Raw genomic sequence first — 17,602 nt, 5'->3', positions numbered from 1 at the left:
CAGCGTATTAGAAACACGAAGGGGCCCTCACAGATAGTGAGGGCCCTCTCTTTAGCCGGGTTTTGTTCCAGCCTCTTCGCTGTTTATTGTTCGGCTGACTTATTTTTATTCAGAAGTCCGGAGATCCACAGGTATAAGCTGTAAATGACAAGACAGCTTAAAAGCGATCCGGCCATATATCCGGCGGAAAAGTGGTTTGGATGCACCGATGTAAAGGCGGCTGCCAGGCCAATGCCTATGGCAATCAGAAAAATTATGACGGCTGTAACTTGTTCGTTTTTTTCCTCTTTTGTTACATTTTTTAATTTAAACACTGCTGTTTCCCACCTTTATAATGAACTGCGGTACCCAAATTATACGGTTTTCCACCCGGGAAAGCAATGGATGAAACTGCCGTATGCCGGACCTTCCTTCCGGACAGTCAGGATGAAAAATTTCGTCAGACCGACTGTTTCAGACCTTTAAGAGCCGTTCCGATGCTCGTATCCCCTGAGAGCAGTTCAAATACCTGATGCTCGGTTTCTTCAATCGTCAGTGAATTGACAGCGGCGGAGGCCACATCCTCCCGTGGTATCTCTCCGGAATGGTCTTTCAGCTCCCGGGCTGCGGTAATCGTTCCCTTGGCGTCATCGTCTGACAGGGCACCGGGACGGAGAATAGTGTAGTTCAGACGGCTGTTGATAAGTGCTTCATCGGCAGCACCTTTGGCTTTCATGTAGTGACGGATGCCTTCCGGTGTTTTTTCAGGATTGCCTGCACCGACAGCGCTGATTATGATGTAGCGGGCCATCCCGTGCTTTTCGGCTTCTTCAATGGACCGGATAGCTGCCTCGCGGTCGATTACTTCAGTCTGTTCACTGGATGTATGTCCTCCGGAGCCGGCGGTAAATATGACGGCATCGACACCTTCGTAAGCGTGGGAAAAGTCCTTTTCCAGATCGGCAATAACAATTTCGTCAGCACCGAGTTCCTCCATCTTTTCACGCTGATCCTCAGACCGGATCATTGCTTTAACTTCGTGCTCGGTACTCAGACCGAGCATTTTTACCATATGACGGCCGACCTTTCCGTTTGCTCCGATAATAAGTACTCTCATTCATAATCCTCTCCTCTTCAAAGTCGCTTTTCACGGTATATAATTCCCCCGCACCCTGAAACCAAAACGTCTCGTGCGAGCACCGATTTCCTTGACTGACCGTTGTCTGAATTTTATGATGAAAAAAAGGAGGCGTTCAGATGCAATCACGAAAATACAAGGAACCGCCGGTGGCCACATTTTCAATTATCGGGTACGATCCGGATACAGAAGAATGGGGGATTGCGGTACAGTCCAAATTCCTCGGAGTCGGTGCGGTCGTGCCATGGGCCAAAGCCGGTGTGGGAGCTGTTGCGACACAGTCTTATGCGAATACTTCATACGGGCCTGAGGGACTGGCAATGCTTGAAAGCGGAATGACCCCCGGGGAGGTGGCTCAGGAACTTGTGAAGGACGATGAGGACCGGGCGCTGCGCCAGTTTGCCGTAATGGACAAAAACGGTGACACTGCAGCCTACACCGGAGACGACTGCTACAGCTGGGCAGGTCACAAAGCAGGAAAGTACTGTACAGCTCAGGGAAATATTCTTGTAAGTGAAGATACTGTGGCAGCGTTGACCGAAACATTTGAAAGCACAGATGGAACCCTTGCAGAGCGTCTGCTCAAGGCTCTCGATAAAGCCCAGGAGGCCGGTGGGGATTCACGGGGCAAACAGTCGGCAGCGCTGTATGTTGTCCAGGAACGCGGGGGATACGGCGGATACAACGACCGTAAATTCGATCTCCGGGTGGACGATCATCCCGAGCCGATCAGGGAGCTGAAGCGGCTGTTTGAGCTTCACAGCCTGTACTTTTCCCGTCCGGATGAAAATGAACTTCTTGATATTGAGGAGGACGTGCTTGCCGAAGTACAGGAGCTTCTCCGGGCGGAAGGCCTGCTGGATACAAGTTATGATACTTACAATCCTGCAGTAAAAGAAGCCCTGAAAACGTACTTTATGCAGGAAAACTTTGATGAACGATGGCAGGAAAGCGACAGAATCGACCCATACGTCCTGACCTACATGAAAAACAAACCCGGATTGTCGCGTTAAAGTAAAGAGGGGAAGGCTGGGCATCAGGCGAAGACCCCGCAGGGACGAGCGTTTACATCGTGAGTTTGCTTCGAGCTGCTTCGACGCAGGTGCTCCGAAGCGATTCGGGCAGAGGAAGAAGCATGGTAACTACTCTGCCGACTGAAGCGATGCCCGCAGAAAGCGTCCGCCTGCAGCGTCATAAAACAAACTTTCCGAAAACAGCTTAAATGAAGGAGGAACCGGCTTTGGAATTAATTCAGCCGCTCCTGTTTATTCTGATGGCTTTTCTGCTTGTGGTTGTTTTTATAAAAAAGGTTCCCCGTGACAGAAAGCTGAGAAAGCAGGCGTGGATCTGGGGGACAATTGTCCTTGTAATTACCGCCGGTGTTCTTCTGGCAGGCCTTCTGCCGCTGTTCTTTTAATATATGGGAAAAAAGCCGGTGGTCTTTTGCCGGCTTTTTTTGTGCAGAAACATGTGTATACTTACATTAATTCCTAAAAGGACTTAAGTTGTCTGTGAGCGGGTATATATAAATTAAAGGGTACATAACCGGAAAGGGGGCGTCGGGGTGAAGGGGCTTATGAAAATGATGGTGCCGGCAGGAATCCTGTTTCTCTTCCTGTCAGCCGCCTGCAGTGGACAGGAGTATCTGAATGACAAGGCTGACGCTGCCCATCCGGTGGTTTCGGAAACACAGTCAGGGGACTTCCTGATCAGGCTGGTGTCTGACCGGGCGGTGTATGAGGAAACAGATCACGTAGAGCTGAAGGCGAAGCTGAAATATATCGGTGATGAGCCGCAAGTAACGATTTCCCACCGGACTTCACCGTTCTGGTACCGGATTCACGAAATCACGCGTGGTGTTGATATTCCGTACGTTCAGGATTCCCCCGGGTCGGTTATGACACTTGAGCGCGATGTATGGTACGAAGAACAGTACGTAAGAAGAGGGGCAACTGAGGGAGAAAACGGTGATCGTGATCAGGAATTTATCCGAAGCTTTACCCAGGGACCTCACTTTCCACCAGGAGAGTATGAAATTGAACTTAATTCCGACTTCTTCATTGAAAAGGACGGGGAGCGGAAAAAACATATCATGGCTACCGGACTTGTTTTGACGGTGGAGTAAGCAGACGGCCCTCATCAGGAGGCCGTCTTTTCCCGTTTAATTCACTGGTTTTACGTGACGTTACCCGGTAAAATGAAGGAAATGTCCAAGGAGGAGTATGCGTGGTTGAAATGAAGTTTGGTGAGTTAACGGAAGGGTATTTTATTGAACGTCCCAACCGTTTCATTCTGATTTGCGGATTACCGGACGGGGAGGCTGTGCGGGTCCACCTTCCTGATCCCGGCAGGCTGAAGGAGCTTCTTGTTCCCGGTGCCCGGGTCATGCTCAGGTATACAGATGATCCGAAGCGAAAGACAAAATGGTCTGCGGTACTTGTGTCCCGTGACGATGGCGGCTGGGTATCGGTTAATACTCAAATACCGAATGTCCTGGCTCGTCAGGCGGTGGAAAAAGGACTGCTGGAGGAATTATCCGGATGGCAGTTTGTAAGAGCTGAATACAAGAAAGGCGGCTCAAGATGGGATCTGCTTCTTGAAGAAGCCGGCGGAACAAGAAAGATGGCGGTTGAAGTGAAGGGCGTTTCCCTCGCTTTTGAACAGGGGCGCGGAGCCTTTCCTGACGCAGTCACAGCCAGAGGGGCACGCCATGTGAAGGAGCTGGCACAGCTGGCTGGGGAAGAGGGATGGGAAGCTGCTCTCATGTTTGTCGCACAGCGTGATGATATTTCCTCCATTGAACCTGCCGGGTGGATTGACCCTGAATTTGCAGACGCTATATCCCAGGCTGCCGCGGCCGGTGTACGGATTTTAGGCCGTAAGTGTGAAGTATCTACAGAACGAATACGAATGATAACCGGCGATCCGCTGCACATAAAAGTGTAGCGGGCTTTTTCTTTTCTCTCTCCTGCATGATTATGGAGAATTTTGGCATACTACATCCTATGTGTACATGAACGGGTTAAACAGGCCGTTACCTTATTGTACATGGATCAGACTGTGAAAGGGGAAAAGGAAAATGTACAAAACCTGTAACAATAAGAGAAACCTATGGCAAAAAGGGTTCCTGGGACTGATTCTTGCAGTGACCCTCCTGCTTGGTGCCTGTATGACGCCGGATGATTATGGAAGAGGACCGGCAGACAACGATATTGGAGGTATGGGAAGCGGAGCCCCGGATGGTCCTGAAGCAGGGACCACAGCGGAGCTGGAAGACGGTCCCGAGTCGGACCACCGTGTGGAAATGGAACCTGACAGTCCGTCGGCATTCGCGGCAGACGAAGATGCAGTGGAAGAAGGAACCGAGTCGATCGGATTTGGTGAACTGCAGCGGATGTTTCCGGAGACCGTTGTTTACCGGGGACCAGACAATGTGAAGCGGGTGGCGCTGACATTTGATGACGGTCCGGATCCAAGGTTTACACCCGACATTCTTGATATCCTGGAAGAGAACGATGTAAATGCAACATTTTTTGTCATGGGGGCACGGGCAAAGGGTAACCCCGAACTGCTGGACCGGATTGACAGGGAAGGACACGTGATCGGTAATCATACCTACTGGCACCCCAACCTGGATGGAGAAACCGTGGGGCAGTTGCGGTGGGAAATCGAAGAAACAGATAACATTATTAACAATATAGTCGGCTACCGGCCTGCACTTTTCCGTCCGCCATACGGGAACTTTGGGTCCGCTCATACGGAAAGCCTTGCTTCCTACGAAGAATCCGCTGTGTTCTGGACGGTGGATACCCGGGACTGGGATGGACCGCCGGCCGATGAAATTATAAACACGGTTACGGAGGAAACAGGAAACGGGTCAATCATTCTGATGCATGACGGAAGCCACTGGACTGTGGACATGTCCAATACAGTTGAAGCACTTGGACCGGTAATCGAAAGTCTAAAAGATGATGGATACGAATTCGTCACTATTCCAGAGCTTCTTCAGATCAGAGCAAAGAAATAGCACTTCAGCACCTGGACAGAATCTGTCCAGGTGTTTTTTTTGTCGAAAAAGAAATTCGTCCCATTTTCATTGAACGTAAAACATGCCATACTATCCATATCTGAAATTTCATACAATTTAATTGAAAGGAGGCATCCAGAGACAGACCTGCAGGATAATATGTAAAACCTGCATCAATGAACTAATAGATATTTATTTCCAGGGAGGCAGAAGTGAAAATGAATGCGCTTACAAATTTTTCGACACGGATAATGCAGCGATATCTTCCCGATCCGTTTTTATTTGTTATTGTGTTAACCTTCGTCGTTTTCGGGATGGGTCTGATTCTTACGCCGAGTACACCGCTGGACATGGTAAGTCACTGGGGAAATGGTTTCTGGGATCTCCTGACTTTCGCCATGCAGATGGTGCTGATCCTTGTTACGGGGTACGTTCTGGCCTCGAGTCCCTTCTTTAAACGTATCCTTCAGAAAATGGCCGGTTTTGCCCGGACACCGGGGCAGGCAATTGTCATCGTGACCCTCGTGGCCCTGGCGGCAAGCTGGATAAACTGGGGCTTCGGGCTCGTAATCGGTGCCCTTTTTGCAAAGGAACTGGCAAAAAAGGTGACGACAGTTGACTACAGGCTTCTGATCGCAAGCGCCTACAGCGGTTTTATTGTCTGGCACGGCGGTCTGGCGGGTTCCATTCCGCTGACGGTCGCTACGAGCGGTCACTTTTCCGAGGACATGATCGGTCTTATTCCAACCAGTGAAACAATCTTTTCTCCGTTTAACCTGGCTATTGTGGCAGCTCTTTTCATTTCTGTACCTATTCTGAACCGTCTGATGATGAATCAGAAAAATGCCGTCAGTGTGGATCCTGCCCTGCTGGAGGATAATGAGACTGCTGCCACCACGGATACGGATCTTCTTGGCTCCGACGAGCTTACTCCGGCAAAACGGCTTGAGAGAAGCCGTCTCGTGTCCCTGGTGACGGGTGTCATGGGGATCGCCTTCCTTGTTTATTATCTGGCGGAAAACGGATTCGATCTTAACCTTAACATTGTTAATTTCCTGTTTTTATTCCTTGGAATCCTGTTCCACGGAACACCGGAGAACTTCCTGAACAGTGTGGCAAGTGCGGTGAAAAATGCAGGAGGAATCATTATCCAGTTTCCTTTTTACGCAGGGATCATGGGAATGATGGTGGCATCAGGCCTTGCAGCGGAATTTTCCCAGTGGTTTGTCTCCATCTCAAACGGCACCACGTTCCCGCTCTTCGCTTTCCTGAGCGCTGGTATTGTAAACTTCTTTGTCCCTTCAGGCGGGGGCCAGTGGGCTGTACAGGCGCCGATTATGCTTGAGGCCGGAAGCGCTCTTGGCGTGGACGCAGCGAAAACCGCTATGGCCGTGGCCTGGGGTGATGCATGGACGAACATGATTCAGCCGTTCTGGGCGCTGCCGGCCCTTGCCATAGCAGGTCTGAAGGCAAGGGATATCATGGGCTTCTGTGTAATCGTCCTTTTCCTGAGCGGGATTATTATCAGCCTCGGTCTTGTATTTCTGTAAGAAGTTCGTTCGGATTAATAAAAATCAGGATGTGGGGAGCTGCAGTTGCAGCTCTCTTTTTTTAATGGGAAGGCTCTGTTAAAGGCTATTGTTGATTTTCGCCTACTTCGCTCCCTTTCCGCGGGCACCACTGCAGCCCGCACAGATGTTATCGTGCTTCTTCCTCTGCCAGTATCGCTTCGAAGCAGCCTGCGTCGAAGCAGATCACAGCATACTCGTGAAGCAGATGTTCTTTGCTGTTCCCGCAGGATTGTCGCGCGTTCGCTCCAATCAACTTTTAAAAATCAAGATTAAGATTAAACAGAGCCGATGGGAAAAATCAGATGCTCCTCCGCTGATGCGTTTCCTGGTATTAGGACAATCCGGAGGGTGCATAGGATGAAATGAGCTGCACGGAAAGGCACATCCCGCATGTCCGGAAAGGGGACGATGCAAGGCACATCTGCCTTACGTTCAAAATTGAGAATGAAAAGAAAAGAACAGGAGGTCTGCTGCTTGATTACACGCATAGATAAACTGCAGATTGAGCTTCCGATGCCCGACTCTCCGGATGCCAACGGTGCCGCTGCCGTCCAGGAACTGCTCGGAGGGAAATTCGGTGAGATGTCGACGCTGAACAACTATATGTTCCAGTCGTTCGCATTCAGACAGAAAAAGAAACTCAAGCCGTTTTATGACCTCGTGGCAAGCATTACCGCGGAGGAGTTCGGTCACGTGGAGCTGGTTTCAAATACGATCAATCTCATGATTCACGGCACCACATTCCCGGGTGATCCCGACATTACACCGATGCAGAACGCCAAAGATAAGCGGAATTCCTACCACTTCATCGATACCGCCCAGACAGCGAAACCGTTTGACAGCATGGGTGCCGGGTGGGACGGTGCGAAGTATGTGTTTAACAGCGGAAACCTTGTTCTCGATCTTCTTCATAACTTCTTTCTTGAGTGCGGGGCACGTACGCACAAAATGCGGGTATACGAAATGACCGATAATCCTGTTGCGAGGGAGATGATCGGGTATCTTCTTGTGCGCGGAGGTGTACACGTTATAGCCTACGCGAAAGCCCTTGAAGTGGCAACGGGGGTGGATATGACGAAAATGGTGCCGATCCCGAGCCTTGAAAACAAGCATTTTGAGACGACGAGGAAATTTGAAGCCGAAGGCGTGCACCGTAAACTTTATACTTTCAGCGCGCGTGACTACAAGGATGTCGTGAAAATCTGGAAAGGGAATCATCCGGAAGATGGAGGCAAACTGGAAGTCATTCAGGGGACACCTCAGGGAGGGCCGATTCCTGATCTTCCGCCGGTACCGGAATCATTTGCCCCGGGGATTTCCCAGGAGGATTTTATGGAAATAGCCAAGCGGCTGCAGCGTTCTGCAGGTATATAACTCGGCGGTGTCATCCTTTAAGTGAAAGGGAACTTTCAATCTCAACAGCCATCTCCGGCTCTCACACAGGTGGGGGCCTCTTTCTTGGGCCCGGTGCAATTCCGGGCTTTTTAGCAGGTTAAGGAATCTGAATCGGGGGACTTCTGTTAGAGAAGGAGCTGTTCCAGGAATCCCTGGACCGTCGAGACGCGATAATCTGACAAACAATCACATGAAATTGAATGAATCTAAAAAAACTTTCGGCAAATTCCAAATTTTTTGCTAGAATAGTAACCAGATGCTATTTTAGAAGAGTGTTACTTCCGTAATATGGAATTTAAGCAAATGAACAAAGGTTCGATAAACATGCAGTTATAAGCTCTGACAAATGAGGTGAAACCGTTGGCAGATCGAGTTGATGACAGTTCTCTGTATGAAAAACTCGTCTCTCCCCGCGGAGAGGGTTCGGGAGAAGTTAACACCTCTCCAATTCTGGATGGATTAAGCGATGCAATACTGGCACTGGATCGGAATTTTACAGTCGTCTACGCAAATAAAGCCGCCTGCAGGCACCTTCTTACAGATAAAGAAGATTTAATCGGTGAAAATCTCTGGAAGCTGTATCCTGAAGTCGTCGGGACCCGTGTGTATGAAGCTTACGAAAAAGCTCTGATGAAAAATGTCCCGGTGGAAGTGGAGTACGAGTACTTTCCTGCTTTTAAAACCTGGTTCAACATCAGGGTTTATCCTTCAGAAACGGGTCTGACAGCCATCTTCAGGGATGTGACGCAGCGTCAGCTTGCACTCCTGGCTGTCGAGGAAAGCTACCGGACGCTGTTTGATGAGCATCCCGATGCTGTATGTTCCATCGATCTTGACGGCCGTTACATTGCTGTTAACCAGGCATTTGAAAAGATGTTCGAGACCAGTGAATCGAGACTGATGGGCAGGGAATTTAAGTCTCTTCTGCCGAAGAAAGCAGGTGAGGAGGCCGAACGGCTTTTTTCCCTCGCCAGGGATGGAAAACCGGTTACAATGGAGTTCGATCTCAGTGCAATGAGGGACAGGCTTTTTTACGTACAGTGTACAGCGCTGCCGATTATTGTGGATACAGAAATTATTGGCGCCTACGGTATTGTGAAAGATATTACAACTGAAAAGCAGAAAACATTTGAACTCAGACGGATGAATCATATGAACAAGCTGATTCTCCAGTCGGTGGAGGATGCCATCCTCGGCATAGATAAGGATTTTAACGTTGTCATGTGGAACGATGCTGCAGAGAAACTTACCGGGTTTCGAAGGGAAGAATTGGATCCGAACGTATTCATCCAGCTTTTCTCCACCCTTTACGAAAGTGAAATGAGCGACCTGAAACACAGTTTTGATTCTGAAACAGATCCAAAACGTTATGAAGTCATTCGCAAAACAGACGTAACTCTGTACAAAAAGGACGGCACACCGTACCTGGCTGAATACACTGTTACACCGATGGTTTCTGATCAGGAAGTGGTCGGTACTGTTTTTACATTCAGGGATATTACGGAGAAGAAGAAGTCTGAGGAAATGCTTCATCAGTCCGAAAAACTGTCAGCTGTCGGCCAGCTCGCTGCGGGTATTGCCCATGAAATCCGCAATCCCCTTACATCACTGAAAGGTTTTCTGCAGCTGATCGAAATTTATGGGAACGAAAAGAAAGAGTACTTTAAAATCATGAAGTCCGAATTTGGCCGAATTGAGCAGATTCTTACTGAGCTGCTCATTCTTTCAAAGCCTCAGTCTCTGGATAAATCTTCCTTTGAATTAAACGAACTGCTTGTCCACATTACAGCTCTTCTCGAAACTCAGGCAATCATTAAAAATATCGGCATTGAAAAAGAGTTTACCGGCAAACAGCTTCACGTCCACTGTGCCCAGCATCAGATTAAACAGGTATTCGTCAATCTTCTTAAAAACGCCATCGAGGCCATGGACGAAGGGGGAACGATTACGGTAGGTTTAGCTGAGGAAGAGAGAAGGGCAGTGGTTAAGGTGACAGACGAAGGCTGCGGGATTCCCAAAGAGCAGCTGAAACGCGTTGGCGAACCGTTTTTTTCCACTAAGGAAACAGGTACCGGTCTGGGATTGATGGTCACATTTAAAATTATAGAAGAACACGGGGGAACGGTCCAAATAGACAGTGAGGAAGGAGTAGGAAGCACCTTCACAATTACGTTCCCATTAGCAGAAGATTGATGCAGAGGAAGCCGCACGCCCGGGTTCCTCTTTTGTTTTTTGAAATTTCATAGTAAAATCCCGGTGAGGAGCGAACTGTCTGTGGAGGGGAAAAGGAGGGAATGGGATGAAAAATACATATACTTTTATGGTGCTGATTGTACTGATGGTTTTTATTGCCGCCTGCAGCCCCGCCGTGGAAGAGGCTGAAGAGAGTTTTGAAGGTTTTATCGGTGTTTTTGATGGCGGGGGCTTCAGTGAGATTACGAAATACATAACGGATGACTTTGCACAGCGGGAATTCGGTGTATCTCTTGAACAGATCGAAGAGGACTCAGAAGTGATCGATGAACAGATGGGAGAAATCATTGGAACATATGATTACACCATCGTAACTTTTGATGTGACAGAGGAAACCGAAGAGCAGATAAAGGCAGTCTACGAAATATACATTACCGAAAGAAATGGTGACGAAAGTCAACCTGCAGACGAACAGGAATACAGTCAGGAGGAGCTGGAAACCGGGATCGTGACGATTGTCAATGAGGACGGAAGCTGGCTCGTGGATGATATGGATGAAAACCCATAAGAAAAATCTGCATCTGAACATCAATGCAAATTCCCCGGCAGCCGCGTATGAAGCAGTATGGCGGGTTTTTTGCTGTTTTATGGTGTTATTGTTTCAACGACTTAAGAAAAGAGTTTTATGATGGGACTTATGCAGTTTCCCGATGAAACCCCAGCTGTGAAAAAACGTCGTATAATTAAGAGCTGACGGGGTTAACAATGGCTGTAACGGAGCTTTTGAACCCGCCCGGCCTAAATAGTTCCTAAGTTTTAAAGGGGTTTTAGTTAAAATAAGGGAAAAGAAGTGATGAAAAAATGATCGGAAAATTTGTCCTGCTCCTCGTTCTGCTTGGTGCATTCGGCTACCTTTCATATAATTTCGCTCTGGATTACATGTCGCAGCAGATGACGGACCAGGTAAAGTCCGGGATGATTGCAGACGGTGATGCAGAGGCGCTCCTTGAAGACCCGCGGGTTAAGGAACTTGCGGAAAAGTACAGCGGGGAATTAACTGCCGAACAGAAAGAAAGTCTGCCGTTTACGACGAAGGAGGAAGCAACGCGTGTGCTTTTCTCGAAGTTTTCCGTCAGTGAGCTGTACGACTTGGCCAGTAAAGCGTCCGGCGGGATGAGTGCAGAAGACCAGGCACAGATTCAGGAACTCCTTGAAAGCCGTCTTACGGAGGAGGAGCTGGAAGCGATTATGGTGATCGGCCTCGATGAAATCAGGCGGGGGTTTTAATTAAATATTGTATGATCAAAGAACCGTCCGGGGATGATGTCCGGGCGGTTCTTTCTGTTTACCGGTATCTTTTCGTGAACGGCCCCTCTGTACCTCTGCAGTTGACGTTTTTATTAAACCGCAAGAAAGTCTTTCAAATCAAACCTTTAATTTCCACTTTAATGCCCAAAATCTTCTGAAAAAATGGTACAATTTAACCCCGAACCATCTACCTATGTGGTATTAAACACAAAATAGACTGAATCGGGAGACTCATTAAAAGTACATAAGAAACAAAATTATGAAGTATTTTCCATGGGGTGGCCCGAAATTATACGGAACACATTTTCCCCGAATTTCAAACATACAAAAGTACGGGGGTATTTTAATCACGGGAGAGGATTATCATCAGAAGAACAGTCTGCCTAATTATTACTTTCCTTTTTTTATGGGGCGTTTTACATCCATTTCAAACCGGGGCTGAAGAGTTTGAGGATAGACGAAACATTACGCTCATCTACGATGACTCCGGAAGCATGTGGTATTACGATGATGAAGAAAGCGGTGAGAGAATTGACACCGACAACTGGAAGTTTGCAAACTATGCTCTTCAGAGCATGACAGGGCTTCTTGGTGAGAATGACATCCTCAATGTGATCCGGATGAGCAGCGCGGATGAAGTCCTCCCAATTGAACTTACATATTCAGAACGCCAGAAGGAAATTCAGAACATTGAACAGTGGGAAGAACGTGGAAATACACCTTTTGAAACGGTGGAAACCGCTTTTGAGCACATCCGGACATCGCATGACAGCGATCCGGAGGACGATTACTGGTTCATTATCGTAATGGACGGGGCATTCAACGATCTGGACTACACCATGAGAAACGACACGGAGCTTGAACAGAACCGCCGTCACGCTCTGGATACCATGCAGGATTTCCAGGAGGAAATGGAACAGCGTGAGGCCTCATTTCACGCTATTTTTGTCACATTTGAAGCTTACGTTACTAACGATGAAAGAATCATGATGCAGGAATTTAAAGAAGATTTCTGGGATGTCACACTCCAGGGAGAGCACCTTCAGGCATCAAACGAACAGGAGATCATTGACAGGATCAATGAGGTGGCGGCACTTATTACAAACCGCGACCCCGATTCGGACCGGTCCGGCAATATCCTCAATCCTGCTATTGAAGGCAATAAGGTCACGATTGAGTCACCATACCCGTTAAAACGTCTCACAGTGCTTCATCAGGACATGGGAGATCCAGCAGAGCACGGAATTACTTCGGTGGAAGTGAACGGATCGTCAACCGGATATGAGGCAGACGGTCCATATGCAATCGAATCGCCATACGATCCGGCCGAGCTTAGAGAAACGCTTTACGGTGCTGTATCCCATGTAAGTCACGACTCTGTGGAAGGGGTAATTCCGGAGGGGCGTTACACGCTTACTTTTGCAGATGATGTGAACCCTGAGACGATGAACTTTATTGCAGAGTCATCGATCGACTTTAACATTTCGACTAAGCGAGTAGAGGCAGACGGAGAGTTAACCGATGACCCGCAAACGTTCTTTGCCGGAACAGACATGAAGCTCATCGTCCGCTTCACTGAGCGCGGGGGAGCGAGGGAAACCCTGACTCTTCCTGCCAGTCGGGCAGAGGAAATGGATGTGACGGCTGAGATCGGTGAAGAAACCTATACCCTCTCCTGGGATGAGCAGATGCAGGCGTTCACTGCTGCCTACGAAATGCCGGATGATTACGGAAGAGCCGCCGTTACAGGGTACATCCCAGGCTTCTATCAGGAAACGAAGGAGCTGAATCTTCACGGTCTTGAAGCGAGAGAATGGACACTCCAGGCAGAAAATGAAAACTGGAGTGCTCCTATGGATGAAATGGGAGAAGCAGAACCGATTGTGTTTATCCCTTACATTAACGAGATTCCTATTTCAGAGTCTGAGCTTGCCTCCGTGTTCGATGATATTGAAATGTCAGTAGACGGAGGAACCTTCGATGCTTCACTCAAGCAGCATGGTTCTCAAATCAATGTGGTTCCTGAGAGTCCGAGATTTCCGTTTCTGACAAATGACGGTGAGCGGACGATTGAGCTTACTGTCTCAGGACCATACGAAGGGGAAACAGCCTCCGCCACAGCGTCGGCGAATGTGGAACCGATCGGATTCTGGCGGCAGTATGGAATTTATCTGTCCTATCTCCTTTTAGGGATTCTGGCAGTCTGGTATCTGATCGGAATTTACAAAAAGCCGCGGTTTGATAAGAAAAATACAAACTTCATAGTGAAGGAGAACCATTTAAGAGGCAGTATGGCAAGAAACCGGGATGAAGGGGAGACTGAGTTAATCAGGACCGGTTTTCTGCAGCGCTGGCTCGTACCGTATAAAGCCGAGCGGACCAATATAAGAAACCTCGAGTTTATCGCCGGCAGAACCCGCAACACCGTTTACCTTTCCCATAAATCCAAGACTGAAGGGATGAAAGTGGACAGATACCGCCTGACGCAGGACGAGGCGGATGATAAGAAAGATTTGCCGGTCATACTTGGAGCAGAGGTTGTTGAGCAGCTCCATGATTACGAAGTGGAGACAAAATATAACGGTTAATAGAGAGGGGAATCACGATGTCAAAAGGTGTACCTACAATACTTATCGGACTCGGCGGGATCGGAAGCGGGGTAGTAAATGAAATTTATGGAAATATTCCGCTCGACCGCCGGGAAAACACAGCGATCCATGCCTTTGATACAGACGTCAACACCATCCGGAAAATGGAGCACATGGCAGGGAACATTACACAGACAAGTACAAGGAAATCGGTTGGCGAATACCTCGGGGAAAACGAATCGCTGAAAAAGTGGTTTCCCGATAACCAGCACCTGCGCAACAAAACGATGACTGAAGGGGCGGGGCAGATTCGTGCCGTATCCCGCCTGGCCTTCCGGGCAGCAATGGGTGAAAAGAAGCTCAATCAGATGGAAGAAGGAATTAAACGGATTTTTCCTGTGGACGGCGACCAGATGGAGTCCGGTGTCAGGGTCATCATCATCAGCTCCCTTGTAGGGGGAACCGGCTCCGGTATTTTCCTTCAGGTAGCCATGTACCTTCGTGAGCTTCTGGAAAAGAAATTTTCCCAGAGCAGCGTGCTCATCAGGGGAGCCTTTATCCTTCCTGACATCCTCGTGCGAACGAACACTCTCGACCAGCGGGAATGGGAATCGGTGCGGGCGAACGGCTATGCAGCCCTTAAGGAACTGAACGCGATCACGGAAAGTGCCCAGGACCAGAGCGGAGATAAAAGTTCGGATGTCACGATTGAACTTGAGTACCGCCCAGATCAGGTGGATGTGGACGGCAGGACGACACATGCAATCACGAACCGCCAGCGTCCTTTTGATTTCTGTTTCCTTTATGACTATGAAAATACGAGAGGTCAGAACCTCCCGAGCGTAGGGGAATATATCAGACAGATGTCCCAGACGATTTATCTGCAGCTGTTCAGTCCTCTGTCAGCAAAACACTTTTCTCAGGAAGACAACCAGATTCTTGAGATCATCAGCTCGGACGGAAAAGCGCGTTACTGCGGCGCAGGTACTTCCTCCCTTGTCTACCCTTATCAGGATGTACTTGAATACTGCTCGCTAAAATGGTCGGTTAACGGTCTTGATGAATCATGGCTGAAACTCGATGAGATTTATGACAGTGAGCGCCGCAGATACGAGCAGGATCTGCGGCGTGGGATTAACCGGGAACGCCCTGACCGTGGAGAGCGGTTCATGTCAAACCTCAGTCAGTTTGTTCATGACGAGAAACCGAACCCGTTTTATCAGTCTGTTTACAGACAGACGAAAGAAGAGCTCGAAGAAGGACGCCTCGGCAGGGAAAAGGCAGACCTGTTTCTCCAGGCAGTGGAGGAGCGCCTTGAAACCGCTCTGGAAAAAGATGATGAATTAGCTTATGCAAGACGGAACTGCCGTATAGATGAATCGGGACTCGGTCAGAAAACACAGGCCAGGCGCATTGTAACAAACAGCGAAAACAGTCTGCGCCGCTACGAGTCGGAAATTGAGAAGAAAGTGTATGAATTCAGAACGTTCCTGGCACACCAGATTCTCGACCAGGATGCTGATTCTCCTGACGGTGCTGAAGGACAGGAATACCGGATCAACACTTGGTTCCTTAAAAAAGATAAGCCGCTTCATCCCGTGGCCGTACGTTATATGCTTTATAACATAAAATCGATCCTGAAGGGGGAATCGGAGCGTCTGCGCACAACATGCTCTGAGCTGAAGGAACGGATAAAAACGTACGACCGGGTGTTTAATATTCAGGAAACAGATCAGGTCGAAACAGCAGCCATGCGTGTAGATATGGCGCTCAGCAAAGGTTTTTTCAGCAACCTGTTTGCCCGCGACTACAAAAACTTCATTGAAGATTACAAGCATAAATTCGGACGTCAGCTAAGAAGTCTGGATGAGTATAAAACAGCCCTTCTCAAGCAGCTCGTGTTTAATTCAATCGAGCAGGCTGTAGACAGCATGATCCAGGACTGGGAGCGTTTCTTTGAAAATCTGAAAGACACACGTGCGTCCCTGCTCCGTGAAATTAACCAGCTGGCTGTCAAGTTTGACGAGAACCGTGATCCGACAGTGGAATACGTGCTGGCTGAAAAAGAAATGCTCGAAAAAACGTGGGAATCCCTTCGCGGCACAGTGGATCAGGGAGAGCTCCCGGATGCCATTTCCCGTCAGATTTACCTGAGTCACTACCGTCAGTACGCGAAACGGAACGAACAGACATTTGGTACTTTCAGAGAGGAAATTAAAGTAGAGCAAATGTATCGGGAGCAGGTCGTAAGTCACTGTCGTGAGGAGCTGAGCACCCGTTATCAGGACCGTCTGGATATATCAATCGTCACTGCCCTTCGCAGGGAGGCGGATCTAAAAGGTGCAAATCCGGACGACCATATCGCTAAACGAATCTCGACAATCGACCACGTCGGTCTCCCGTTTGTCCCAAGCATTGAGAACAGTCGTGAACTGAAGTTCTTCGGGATCCACAGTGATCTCGCTGATGAACTTGGTGAAACGGCTGTGAATGACCTCTTTGAAGGCAAAGAAGAAGCGGACGAAGCTTTTTCAAAATATGAAATTCTGTCCTACCGGGCTCATTACGGTCTGAAAGTGGAAGATTTCGCCAAGTTCAGTTCCGGAACGAAGTCCGATACGTTCGAGCGGCTCCCTGGTGCATACTACGAAGCTTACCGCCGCCGGGTCGACAAGCTGAACAGAGGGGAAGCTACTGTTACGCCGCACCTTGACCGCAATTGGCATCTTCCGGCCTTTATGCCTGATCTGAATTCAAGCCAGGTAGAGCTTGATTCGGAGAAAAATGACAGAGCTCTCCTGCTTGGTCTCATTTACGGATGGATCCAGCTTGTGAGAGAAGATGATGGACGTCTGGTTTACCAGTACAACGGTAAAAGTGGGGCAACGCTAATCAGAAAAGGCGGCGCGAGTGTCCCTGAAGAGACATTCCGCCTTCATCACGCCCTTGCTCACAACCCGAACATTTATGAAGAAATCCTTGTTCGTGCCGAAGAGCAGCAGCTGGCGGAGAGACGCAGCAGCAATCTTGATGTAGATCAGCATGACTTTGTGAAAGGCTGTCTCGATGTAAGCCGGACGAACAAGGAAGGCGTGAATAACATTCTTGATTTCACGCTTGGCTATGATTTTGAAGGGATGAGCGACGAGGTTTCACCTGAAAAGGGAAGAGCGCTCCGTCAATGCCTCCTCAACGAGATTGAAAGCTACTATGTTGGGATGAGCGGCGGCCGGTACAAAAAGTCCGCCCAGAAAAAAGCGGCGGATCTGATCGACCGCCTTTGGGAGGAATCATTGGTTAAAGGCAACGTGGACCCTCTTTCCCAGGATCATAACGACTGGCGCTACACCATTGAAAATAAGAAGAAGACACTGATGCAGCTGACGTAATGAAAGGGTGGGAG

Annotated in this window: 14 protein-coding genes; 12 read left to right on the top strand and 2 right to left on the bottom strand. The window is 48.7% G+C overall.

From position 1 onward, the window contains the following. Window positions 1-83: 83 nt before the first annotated feature. Both FGB90_RS17415 and FGB90_RS17410 read right to left on the bottom strand, forming a co-directional pair. Entirely contained in the window at window positions 84-314 is a 231-nt protein-coding gene (locus tag FGB90_RS17415; protein WP_138812139.1) for a hypothetical protein, read from the bottom strand. A 125-nt stretch (window positions 315-439) separates the two neighbouring features. After that, a complete protein-coding gene (locus FGB90_RS17410; protein WP_138812138.1) occupies window positions 440-1,096 on the bottom strand; it encodes an SDR family oxidoreductase in 657 nt (218 codons plus the stop codon). A gap of 140 nt (window positions 1,097-1,236) precedes the next feature. On the opposite strand from FGB90_RS17410, the gene FGB90_RS17405 reads away from it, so the two are divergent. The 12 genes from FGB90_RS17405 to FGB90_RS17355 all read left to right on the top strand — a co-directional run bounded on the left by FGB90_RS17405 (window position 1,237) and on the right by FGB90_RS17355 (window position 17,588). Further along, window positions 1,237-2,130 (top strand): DUF1028 domain-containing protein, encoded by an 894-nt coding sequence (locus FGB90_RS17405; RefSeq protein ID WP_138812137.1) that lies wholly within the window; start codon window positions 1,237-1,239, stop codon window positions 2,128-2,130. A gap of 227 nt (window positions 2,131-2,357) precedes the next feature. After that, a complete protein-coding gene (locus FGB90_RS19785) occupies window positions 2,358-2,534 on the top strand; it encodes a hypothetical protein (protein ID WP_171051898.1) in 177 nt (58 codons plus the stop codon). A gap of 147 nt (window positions 2,535-2,681) precedes the next feature. After that, on the top strand, window positions 2,682-3,242 hold the full coding sequence (locus tag FGB90_RS17400; protein ID WP_138812136.1) for a hypothetical protein: 561 nt from the start codon (window positions 2,682-2,684) through the stop codon (window positions 3,240-3,242). Between the two features lie 110 nt (window positions 3,243-3,352). Beyond that, window positions 3,353-4,063: a DNA/RNA nuclease SfsA gene (sfsA, locus tag FGB90_RS17395; RefSeq protein ID WP_246056247.1), complete on the top strand. Its 711-nt coding sequence runs from the start codon at window positions 3,353-3,355 to the stop codon at window positions 4,061-4,063. 133 nt (window positions 4,064-4,196) lie between these two features. Next, window positions 4,197-5,144: a polysaccharide deacetylase family protein gene (locus tag FGB90_RS17390; RefSeq protein WP_138812134.1), complete on the top strand. Its 948-nt coding sequence runs from the start codon at window positions 4,197-4,199 to the stop codon at window positions 5,142-5,144. A 218-nt stretch (window positions 5,145-5,362) separates the two neighbouring features. After that, window positions 5,363-6,694, top strand: coding sequence for a short-chain fatty acid transporter (locus FGB90_RS17385; RefSeq protein WP_138812174.1), 1,332 nt, complete (start codon window positions 5,363-5,365; stop codon window positions 6,692-6,694). A gap of 495 nt (window positions 6,695-7,189) precedes the next feature. Continuing rightward, complete coding sequence (locus FGB90_RS17380) at window positions 7,190-8,089, top strand: manganese catalase family protein (RefSeq protein ID WP_138812133.1); 900 nt, start codon at window positions 7,190-7,192, stop codon at window positions 8,087-8,089. 381 nt (window positions 8,090-8,470) lie between these two features. After that, on the top strand, window positions 8,471-10,303 hold the full coding sequence (locus tag FGB90_RS17375; protein WP_138812132.1) for a PAS domain-containing sensor histidine kinase: 1,833 nt from the start codon (window positions 8,471-8,473) through the stop codon (window positions 10,301-10,303). Between the two features lie 106 nt (window positions 10,304-10,409). Beyond that, window positions 10,410-10,871, top strand: coding sequence for a hypothetical protein (locus tag FGB90_RS17370; RefSeq protein ID WP_138812131.1), 462 nt, complete (start codon window positions 10,410-10,412; stop codon window positions 10,869-10,871). 293 nt (window positions 10,872-11,164) lie between these two features. After that, entirely contained in the window at window positions 11,165-11,590 is a 426-nt protein-coding gene (locus tag FGB90_RS17365; protein WP_138812130.1) for a hypothetical protein, read from the top strand. 515 nt (window positions 11,591-12,105) lie between these two features. After that, window positions 12,106-14,199 carry a hypothetical protein gene (locus FGB90_RS17360; protein WP_138812129.1) on the top strand — a complete coding sequence of 698 codons (2,094 nt, stop codon included), beginning with the start codon at window positions 12,106-12,108 and terminating at the stop codon, window positions 14,197-14,199. A 17-nt stretch (window positions 14,200-14,216) separates the two neighbouring features. Beyond that, a complete protein-coding gene (locus FGB90_RS17355) occupies window positions 14,217-17,588 on the top strand; it encodes a tubulin-like doman-containing protein (RefSeq protein WP_138812128.1) in 3,372 nt (1,123 codons plus the stop codon). The last annotated feature ends 14 nt before the right edge of the window (window positions 17,589-17,602 follow it).

Source organism: Alteribacter natronophilus, from assembly GCF_006007885.1.
Lineage (GTDB): Bacteria > Bacillota > Bacilli > Bacillales > Salisediminibacteriaceae > Alteribacter > Alteribacter natronophilus.
The sequence above is the reverse complement of the archived record's forward strand: the minus strand, read 5'-3'. Positions and strand labels throughout refer to the sequence as shown.